This window comes from Anaerosporobacter sp., assembly GCF_965301125.1.
In genome coordinates this window covers 4387-5974 of record NZ_CBDLAM010000205.1, presented here as the reverse complement: position 1 = coordinate 5974, position 1588 = coordinate 4387, and the positions used below count along the sequence as shown (strand labels likewise).

At 34.9% G+C, this 1588-nt stretch carries 2 protein-coding genes; both read right to left on the bottom strand.

What is annotated here, in order from left to right:
• The coding region (locus ACW2QF_RS16715) for a GNAT family N-acetyltransferase (RefSeq protein WP_455717149.1) at positions 1 to 739 on the bottom strand (739 nt) is incomplete at its 3' end.
• A gap of 30 nt (positions 740 to 769) precedes the next feature.
• Complete coding sequence (locus ACW2QF_RS16710) at positions 770 to 1534, bottom strand: DUF6179 domain-containing protein (protein ID WP_455717148.1); 765 nt, start codon at positions 1532 to 1534, stop codon at positions 770 to 772.
• Positions 1535 to 1588: the final 54 nt, after the last annotated feature.

Here is a 1588-nt window from a genome sequence, read left to right as displayed (position 1 = left end):
ATAACTTAATAGCACCTTCATTTTCTACTGCTACCTGTAGATACGCTTTGATAGCCCCTTGTTTTATACCTTCTAACATTATCTTACTACAGATTTTTGCCCCTAATCCAAGTCTACGATACGGTTTAAGAACACGGATATCGAACAATCCTATTTTGCCATTTTCAAATACTCCAAGTCCACATGCTACCATTTCTCCATCTTTCTTAATGCTGGCACAAAAGATTGGATTCTGTATCTTTCTTAGAACCTCTTTCGCTATTGATTTCATTGGTTCTTCATTCGTTCCATTTAGCATCACGAACTCATCTAACCAATCTTCTGTTATACTATAATCTATCGTTACCTGATCGACTAAATCGCCTTCATTTAAGATTAGATTATTATCAATTTCATCATTCAATTCTCTTGTCATAATATCTGCTTTCTTTTTTATCGCATATCCACAATGATCAAGAAACAAATCCAAACCTTCTTCTACTGCTTCCGAAATCTTAAATACACTCGGTAATCCCTGTTCCAAATATCGTCTCTCACACTCTAGCACTTTCTCTTCCAGATTTATATTGCCTTGATATATGGGATTCACCGAGTTACCCCGGAATGTATAGCCACCTGTATAACGTAATACCCAACCATCGTATAACTCTGATTGAATAGCCGGAAATGCATTCATTGCTATTTCTTCATAATGATTTATTTGTAGATTCCTCGTTTGTTCATTATTCTTTATCATCATTTTCGCCTTCCCTTATTTTTTTTCTTATACTTAGACCCTTTTCTTACCCAACAATACATCAAGACAATCTTTCTGCACCGCATTCCATAATTCAACACTAAACTCATGAACATCATAGCTTAAATATTCAAACAATTCCTTATTATCCCCATAACCTTGTCTAATTAATGTCTGAAGAAGCTTATTTAGCGTTTTTGCAGTACCCTCTTGCCCATTTTCACTAATTTTCTCTTGTATCGATATAACTTCATTCTGTGTAAATGAAATTCCATATATAGGTTTTTTATTCCACATACATACTAACATGTTGCGTAAAACAATGCTACATACATTTATAAATAAGCTCTCATAATCTGCATGATATAGCTCCAATACCTTTAATATATACGCTTCTGGTAATGCTTGCAGAAAGGTTTGTTCATATACTGTATACTGCAAATACTTCTCGATTGCATCAATCCCTTCCACATCTCCGATCCATCTTAACGTAGGGTAGTCTAGCGTTAATCTATGGTCCTGTGGGGCAAACTTCGCATCATAATGTAAAAAGAAAGCTGGTATTCCTTTCACAACGGTATCATAATACGCTTGATTACGATAGGAATTAAAGTCGGTTAATAATGCCGCATATTGTATATTAGCCTGTTTCACCTTATTTACTACGATGTGATAACCATAGTCGTATGCCTCTTCTGCTGACAATCCCTGCTTGTTATTTATTAAGTCTTCTACTAAGTTATTGCCATCACAATCCACACCTTCAACATGATTAATACAATATATCACCGCCTCCATGGTGATATATTGTATTAATCATGTTGAAGGTGTGGATTGTGATGGCAATAACTT